Raw genomic sequence first — 7,635 nt, 5'->3', positions numbered from 1 at the left:
CGACAGCGGGGAGTAGGCGAACCAGCCGAAGTCGGCCGCGCCGTCCGGGGTGAGGAAGCCGCCCACCGCGATGAGCGAGCCGAACAGGTACAGCCAGTAGGCGAACATGTTCAGCCGGGGGAACGCGACGTCGGGCGCGCCGATCTGCAGCGGCATGATCCAGTTCGTGAACCCGGCGAACAGCGGCGTCGCGAACATCAGCAGCATCACGGTGCCGTGCATCGTGAACAGCTGGTTGTACTGCTCGTTCGAGATCATCTGGATGCCGGGACGGGCCAGCTCGGCGCGCATGATCAACGCCATCACGCCGCCGAACAGGAAGAACGCGAACGACGTCGACAGATACAGCGTCCCGATCGTCTTGTGGTCGGTGGTCGTCATCCACTTCACCACGACATTGCCGGGCTGCTTGCGCCTGAGCGGCAGCTCACTCTCGTAGGAGTCGCCGGCTGCCTCGGCACCGCCCTGGGGTTCGTTGAGGATGCTCACCAGTCGTCCGTCTCCCGATGCTCGCCGTGCGCCCGCGCCGCGTCCGTCATCCGCCATCCTCAACCGCGCGGGGGCGCCCCCGGGCACCCATGGGGGCCGACGCGCGGCCGTTCGGATGACGGATGCACCCGGACGGAGCAGCCGGGGCGGCCGCCACGGCCCCCAGGACCGCCCGGCCCGCACCCCGGAGCGACGGACCGGCCGCCGGCTCACGGGGACGCCGGCTCAGGGGGACGCCGGCTCACCGGGCCGCAGGTCCTCCTGACCGCCGGCCCTCCGGAGGAGCCGGAGCCAGGTCCCGGGCCGCCTCGCGGGCGACCTCTCGGGCGAGGGTCTCGAAGAGGCGTACGGCCGGCTGCGCGGCCCCGGACCGCCGGACCACGCCGTACCGCAGGGGCCGGTCCTCCTCGACCGGCACGTAGGAGACCCCGGGACGGCCGTGGTAGCGGGCGATGTGGGCCGCCACCAGCATCGCCCCCCGGCCGCCGGCCACCAGTGTCAGCGCCTCCTGGAGGTTGGTGACGGCCTGCCCTTGCGGGATCGGTGTGCCGCCGGGCGTGCGGGCCGGCACGCGATACCGCCGCCAGTGCTCCGGGAGGTCGCCCTCGACCGTCAGCAGGACCACGCCGGCCAAATCCTCCGGCGTCATCGCGTCCCGCCCGGCCAGGGGATGCCCCGTCGCGACGGCCAGCACCCGGCCCTCGGTGAGGAGGGTGGGCCCGTGCACCACGTCGTCCTCCCGCGCCGGCGCGTCCGGCGCCGGGAAGTCGGTCAGCTGCACGTCGAAGTCACCGGCGCGCAGCATCCCGTACGGATCGGTCCAAGGCACCTCGCACACCTCGACGGTCAGCCCGGGACGGCCGGCGCGCAGCCGCTCGGTCACCTTCATCACCAGTTCCCCCGCCAGCGGGGTGGAGAAGCCGACGTGCAGGACACCGTCCAGCGCGCGCGCCGACGCCACGGCGCGCGCCAGCGCGTTCTCGATACCGCGACGGTGCGGTTCGAGATCGTCACGCAGCCGGCTGCCGAGGCTCGTCAGCGCCACCTGCCGGCTGGTGCGGGTGAACAAGGGCGCTCCGACGCGGCGCTCCAGCCGCTGGACGAGCTGGCTCACCCTGGCCCGGGAGAGCCGCAGACGGCCGGCGGTGCGGCCGAAGTGCAGCTCCTCGGCCAGCACGAGGAAACAGTCGAGTTCGTTCTGGTCCACGCCACTCCCCGGGCCTGCGGACATGGGCACCCGGCACCGATCGGTAAGCCTGGCTGAACGAACGTTGCGATCATCGCTGTTGTTCCCGGGCGGGCGTCGGCGAACGCTGGGGGGACCGACAAATCCCCCTGCTGGCGAAGGAGTTCACCATGGCCGGAATCCCCCGCGCGGCGGCTGGGCCGGGCATCCGCACCCGGGCCGTCCTGTTCGTGCTGTGCGGCGCCATCTTCCTCGAAGGCATCGACGTGGCCATGCTCAACGTGGCCCTGCCGTCCATCCGCGCCGATCTCGGCATGTCCACCGGCGCGCTGCAGTGGGTGATGAGCGCCTACGTGCTCGGATACGGCGGTTTCATGCTGCTCGGCGGCCGGGCGGCCGATCTGTTCGGGCGCCGGCGGATGTTCGTGCTCTGGCTCACCGTCTTCCTGCTGTTCTCCGGGCTCGGCGGCCTCGCCACCGAAGGATGGACGCTGATCCTCGCCCGGTTCGTCACCGGTGTCGCCGCGGCCTTCATGACCCCGGCGGGCCTGTCCCTCGTCACGACGAGCTTCGCCGAGGGCCCCGCGCGCGACCGGGCGCTGCTCGTCTACTCGGGCACCGCCGCCGCCGGCTTCACCGTCGGCCTGGTCGCCGGCGGGCTGCTCAGCGCCGTCCACTGGCGGTGGGTCTTCTTCGCGCCGGTCGTCCTCTCCCTCGCCGTCCTTGCCGCCGCCGTCGTGTACGTCCCGAAGCAGGCGCGTCCCGACCGGGCCGGGGGCCGGGTCGACGCGCCCGGAGCGGTCACCGTCACCGCCGCGCTCGTGCTGATCGTGCTGGGCGTCGAGCGCGCGGCCCACGCCGGCATCGCCGGCACCGCCGGCACGCTGCTGGGCGGCCTGGCGCTCCTCACCGTCTTCGTCCTCGTCGAACGGCGTTCCCCGGCGCCCCTGGTGCGCCTCGGGATCCTCCGCCGCGGCCCCCTGGTGCGGGCGAACCTCGCGGCCATGCTGTTCGCCGCCGGGTTCTTCGGGTTCCAGTTCCTCGTCGTGCTCTACCTCCAGGAACTGCGTGGCTGGTCGGCGCTGGAGACCAGCCTCGCGATGCTGGTCGCCGGTGTCGACGCGGTCCTCTCGCCGACCCTCACCCCACGGCTGGTGGGCCGCTTCGGCCACGCCCGGGTGATCTCCGGCGGCCTTCTCCTCGCGGCGCTCGCGTACGGCCTGTTCCTCCCGGTCGGGGCGGACTGGACCTACGCGATGATGTTCCCGAGCCTGCTCGTCCTCGGTCTGGCCTTCTCCCTGGCGTACGGCCCGCTCACGATCGTGGCCACGGAGGGCGTCGCGCAGGAGGAGCAGGGACTCGCGGGAGGGCTGCTGTACACCTCCTTCCAGTTCGGTGCCGCCCTCGGTCTCTCCGCCGTCACCGCCGTCAGCACGGCCGCCGCCGGCCCGGAGACCCCCGCCGGCCTGCTGGAGGGCTACCGGGCTGGTCTGGTCGTGCCGTTCGTGGCCGCCCTCACGGCCACCGCAGTCAGCCTCCTGGGCGCCCCCTCCCGCCGCTCCGCCCCGGCCCAGCCGACGTCCCAGGCCGCGTCCTCGGCCACGCCCCCGGCCGCCACCTCGGCGGACGCCGGCACCTCCCGCTGACCGCGGCCCCCCACTCCACACCGACCGTGGCCACACCCCACACCGACCGCGGCCCCCCACCCCGCTGACCGCGTCCATACGTCCCACCGACCGCGGCGCCCACCCCGCTGACCGCGTCCCACCCTCTTCCTCCACCGACCGCTGCCCAGCCGGGCCCCCAGCCGGGCCCCCCGCCGGGCCGCCGGTCCCGCCGAGGAGCGGCCCCGCGAAATCGGTCGGCCCGACCCCGTAACGCCTCGGCATCCTCACCGCGTGTAAGAGATGGACGTCGACCACGAGAGGACACACGGTGAGGGAAGCTCCCGCGGACTACCTGGAGTTCGCAGTCGCCCGCAGCGGGCCGCTGTTCCGGACCGCCTGCCTGCTCACGGGCGACTGGCACCTCGCCGAGGACCTGGTGCAGGAGACCCTGGCCAAGATGTACCGCTCCTGGCGGCGGATCAGCCGCGCGGAGTCCCCGGTGGCCTACGCCAACACCGTGCTGGTGCGCACCTACATCTCCCAGCGGCGCCGCCGCAGTTCCACCGAGCGCCCCAGCGACCGGCTGCCCGACGCCGCCGGACCGGCGCCGGACGCGGAACTGCGGATGGCCCTGCTCGACGGCCTGGCGCAGCTGACGGCCAAGGACCGGGCCGTGCTGGTGCTGCGCTACTGGGAGGACCGCTCGGTGGAGGAGACCGCCCACGTCCTGAAGCAGTCGCCGGGTGCCGTACGGACCCGGAGCACGCGCGCCCTGCAACGGCTGCGCGCCCTGCTGGGCACCGAGCTGGCCGACCTGGCCGCATGAGCGGCCCCCGGCCGTACCGAGAACAACCGCATCCGATCCCGGAGGAACGGAGACCTGCCATGTCCCCCGACGAGGAGTTCGAGACCAGGATGGCCCGCGCCTTGGGCCGGGCCACGGTCGACTTCCCGCCCCACTCCGCCGACCTGGTGCGGCGTTCCGTCGCCCGGGGCCGGCGGATGCGGCTGGCCACCGCCGTCCGGATCGCCGGCGCGGCCACCGCCGTGGCCGCGCTGGGCGGCGGCCTGTTCGCCACCGGTGCTCTCGGCCACCCCGGCCCCGGCTCCGCCGGCGGCCCGGCGGCCTCCGGGCACGGCCGTACCGGCGAACGCCCGGCCTCCCGGACGGCCCCACCGGTCAGCGGGGCGGAGATGGTCCGTACGCTCCGGAGCCTGCTGCCGCCCGGCGGTACCGTCTCCGCGGCCTCGGGCACGGGCACCCAGGACGGCGGCCACGGCGTCCGGCCGTCCGCCCGGCTGACCTACACCACCGCGCGGGGATCCTCGGCCGTCGACTTCACCCTCGCCAGGCTGGACCCCGGGATCCCCCGCGACCAGCAGGGCGACGGCGGATGCCTGCCCGTGGAGGTCCGCCCCTTCGACAAGTGCACCACCGAGAAGCTCCCGGGCGGCGCGGTGCTCGACATCACCAGGTCGTTCACCTACCCCAACGCTGAGACCGGCCAGAAGCGCTGGTACGCCGTGCTCACCACCGCCGACGGCGTCCAGCTGTCGGTGCAGGAGTTCGGCGGCGGCGGCGAGAAGGCGTCGTCCGGCAGCGCCGATCCGCTGCTGTCCCCGGCCCGGCTCACCTCGATCGTGCGCAGCCCGGCGTGGCACAAGGCGATCGCCGCGCTGCCGGCCCCGCGGCGGGCCCCCACCGGCCCCGCCTCCACCGGCGGCCGGCAGGCACCCGGCCCCCGGCTGAGCCGGGTACTGAAGGCACACCTGCCCGGGGGCGGGACCGTCTCCGACGAGAACGCCGGGGACGGACTGGTCCAGCTCGTCTACGACGACGGCCACGGCAAGAACATGGTGGAGGTCGATGTGCAGTACGACATGACCGCCGACCTGGCCGGGCACATGGGCTGCGCCGATGTCACCGGTCACTGCGAGGCCGCGCGGCTCGACGACGGCACCCTGGTCAAGAAGGTCCGCGGATCGTCGGAGAAGGGCGGTGCGGCCCAGGTGTGGCTGGTCGACGTCCTGTACCCGGACGGCCGGCGGGTGGCGGCCCGGGAGGTCAACTCCTATGCCGAGAGCGCCCCGGTGACGCGTCCCCGACCCGCCCTGAGCATGGACCGGCTGGCCGGCATCGCGCTCGACAAGCGGTTCTTCACGGGCTGAGCGGCGCGGGCCCGCCGGGGCGTGAAGCGGCCCCCCGCACCCCGGGCGGCCGGGGGCGGCGGGGTGACGCCCGGTCCGTTGACTCCGGCCGAACGACCGTGCGACGGTGAGGGCGCGCTCGTCTCGGGAACCCTGGGGAAACTGGAGGCAAACCGCTGTGTCCTTCGGAAACGACGACTCCCGCCCGGCCATGGAGCGAGACCTCACCCCGGATCAGCTGGAGGCGTTCGAGAAGGAGTTCGACGCCCGTCCCGCGAACCGGCTGATGCAGAACGCGGTCACCCGGACACCCGTGGACGACGTCGCCCTGGACCGGCGGATCCTCACCGGCATCGACCACTCCGTCTCCCACCACCTGGACGACTGGAAGGCCACCGACCAGAAGCAGAGCGGACGCTGCTGGATGTTCGCCGGGCTCAATCTGCTCCGCGTCGGCGCGGCACGCGAACTGGGCGTCAAGGACTTCGAGTTCTCCCAGAACTATTTGCTCTGGTGGGACAAGTTCGAGCGCGCGAACCACTTCCTCGAGGCGGTCGTCGACACCTCGGACCGGGACGTGGACGACCGTACGGTGGCGCATCTGCTGGCCGACCCGATCGGTGACGGCGGCCAGTGGAACATGTTCGTGGCCCTGGTCGCCAAGCACGGCCTGGTGCCGAAGTCGGTGATGCCGGAGACGGACAGCTCCTCCTCGACCCGGGCGATGAACCGCTCCCTGCAGACGCTGCTCCGTCAGGGCGCCCGCGACCTGCGCGCCCTGGCCGGCGCGGGGACGGACGCCCAGCGCGAGCGCAAGCGGGAGGTGCTGTCCGCCGTCCACCGCGTGCTCGGCATCCACCTCGGCACCCCGCCGCGGCGGTTCCTGTGGCAGTGGGAGGACAAGGACAAGCGGTTCCACCGCGACGGCTGGCTCACCCCGGCTCAGTTCGCCGCCTCGTACGTGCGGCTCCCGCTGGAGGAGTACGTCTGCCTGGTGCACGACCCGCGCGAGTCGAGCCCGGTCGGCCGCACCTTCACCGTCGAGTACCTGGGCAACGTCGTGGACGCCCCGCCGGTGGTCTACCTGAACGTGCCGGTCGGGCTGCTGAAGCAACTGGCCATGGACACGATCGTCGGCGGGGAGCCGGTGTGGTTCGGCTGCGACGTGGCCAAGATGATGCACGCGGACGCCGGTGTCTGGGACGCCGCGCTCTTCGACTACGCCGCCGTCTACGATGCGCCCTTCACCATGGACAAGGCCGACCGCCTGCTGCACCACGACACACAGATGACCCACGCGATGCTGTTCACCGGCGTCGACGTGGTGGACGGCAGCCCGCGCCGCTGGCGGGTGGAGAACAGCTGGGGTGAGAAGAAGGCCGACAAGGGCTTCTGGACCATGAACGACTCGTGGTTCGGCGAGCACGTCTTCGAGATCGCCGTCCGCCGCTCCGCCCTCCCGGCGGACCTGGCCGACGCCCTCGGCCGGCCGCCGATCGTCCTCCCCGCGTGGGACCCGATGGGCGCCCTCGCCGGCTGAGGCGGGTCAGCGCGGCAGGGCGAGGACGCCCAGGGCGTAACCCTGGTCGTCGACGACGGGGGACGCGTCCAGCGTCCGGACCCGCATGGCGGCCTCCGCGTCGTCGAGGATGGTCGCGGACGAGGTGAACGGGCCGCGGTCGAGCGGGATGTCCCGCAGCCGGGTCCGGTCGGCGTACCAGTGACCGCCCCGGTGCGCCGCGAGCTGGGCCCGGGTGACCAGACCCGTGCACCGGCCGTCCTCGTCCCGCAGCAGCAGGTGCGGCACGCGGGCGCCGATGAGGACGGACAGGGCCACGTCGACCGTCATGTGCTCGTCCACCTGCGGCCCGGGGGCGTGCATGACGTCACGGGCGGTCAGACCGGTGCTGTAGACCCTCCCGGCCGGGTGGGCGCGGGACGGGACCTGCTGGGGGCAGGCCGGCAGCTTCGGGGAGCAGGACATGGACGACGTCAAAGGCTTCTCCTCTGCGAGAACGACGGTGGTGTCTCTCCACTCGGAGGAGGGGAGCCGAGTGAGGCGGTACGAAAACGGCTGGGGCCCGCACCCCGAGAGTGCGGGCCCCAGCCACGTGACGTGCGAGCCCTGGGCTCGCGACGCTCGCGTCAGGCGACGGTTCAGGCGGGAACGATGTTCTCGGCCTGCGGGCCCTTCTGGCCCTGCGT

At 73.3% G+C, this 7,635-nt stretch carries 7 protein-coding genes; 4 read left to right on the top strand and 3 right to left on the bottom strand.

The window, feature by feature from the left end; all coding sequences use genetic code 11:
• Both GT045_RS05090 and GT045_RS05085 read right to left on the bottom strand, forming a co-directional pair.
• A partial coding sequence (locus GT045_RS05090; RefSeq protein WP_345942548.1) for a cbb3-type cytochrome c oxidase subunit I occupies positions 1-489 on the bottom strand: 489 nt, incomplete at its 3' end.
• A 241-nt stretch (positions 490-730) separates the two neighbouring features.
• Positions 731-1,696 (bottom strand): LysR family transcriptional regulator, encoded by a 966-nt coding sequence (locus tag GT045_RS05085; RefSeq protein ID WP_161333405.1) that lies wholly within the window; start codon positions 1,694-1,696, stop codon positions 731-733.
• Positions 1,697-1,845: 149 nt separating this feature from the next.
• Between GT045_RS05085 and GT045_RS05080 the strand changes: the two genes are divergently transcribed.
• The 4 genes from GT045_RS05080 to GT045_RS05065 all read left to right on the top strand — a co-directional run bounded on the left by GT045_RS05080 (position 1,846) and on the right by GT045_RS05065 (position 6,970).
• Positions 1,846-3,321, top strand: coding sequence for an MFS transporter (locus GT045_RS05080; RefSeq protein WP_161287501.1), 1,476 nt, complete (start codon positions 1,846-1,848; stop codon positions 3,319-3,321).
• 289 nt (positions 3,322-3,610) lie between these two features.
• Complete coding sequence (locus GT045_RS05075) at positions 3,611-4,108, top strand: SigE family RNA polymerase sigma factor (protein ID WP_161297059.1); 498 nt, start codon at positions 3,611-3,613, stop codon at positions 4,106-4,108.
• A gap of 59 nt (positions 4,109-4,167) precedes the next feature.
• On the top strand, positions 4,168-5,451 hold the full coding sequence (locus tag GT045_RS05070; protein ID WP_161333404.1) for a hypothetical protein: 1,284 nt from the start codon (positions 4,168-4,170) through the stop codon (positions 5,449-5,451).
• Positions 5,452-5,608: 157 nt separating this feature from the next.
• Positions 5,609-6,970 (top strand): C1 family peptidase, encoded by a 1,362-nt coding sequence (locus GT045_RS05065; RefSeq protein ID WP_345942547.1) that lies wholly within the window; start codon positions 5,609-5,611, stop codon positions 6,968-6,970.
• A gap of 6 nt (positions 6,971-6,976) precedes the next feature.
• On the opposite strand, the gene GT045_RS05060 is transcribed toward GT045_RS05065, so the two are convergent.
• Complete coding sequence (locus GT045_RS05060) at positions 6,977-7,312, bottom strand: CBS domain-containing protein (RefSeq protein ID WP_161287639.1); 336 nt, start codon at positions 7,310-7,312, stop codon at positions 6,977-6,979.
• Positions 7,313-7,635 lie beyond the last annotated feature (323 nt).

Origin of the sequence: Streptomyces sp. SID486 (assembly GCF_009865385.1) — a bacterium.
Classification (GTDB): Bacteria; Actinomycetota; Actinomycetes; order Streptomycetales; family Streptomycetaceae; genus Streptomyces.
Note: the sequence above shows the minus strand (reverse complement) of the source record. Positions and strands in the feature narration are given on the sequence as shown.

Bases quoted from the DNA above. Each gene is read 5' to 3' on its own strand.
- GT045_RS05060 (WP_161287639.1), bottom strand. From the start codon at position 7,312: ATGCACGCCCCCGGGCCGCAGGTGGACGAGCACATGACGGTCGACGTG.
- GT045_RS05080 (WP_161287501.1), top strand. From the start codon at position 1,846: ATGGCCGGAATCCCCCGCGCGGCGGCTGGGCCGGGCATCCGCACCCGG.
- GT045_RS05070 (WP_161333404.1), top strand. From the start codon at position 4,168: ATGTCCCCCGACGAGGAGTTCGAGACCAGGATGGCCCGCGCCTTGGGC.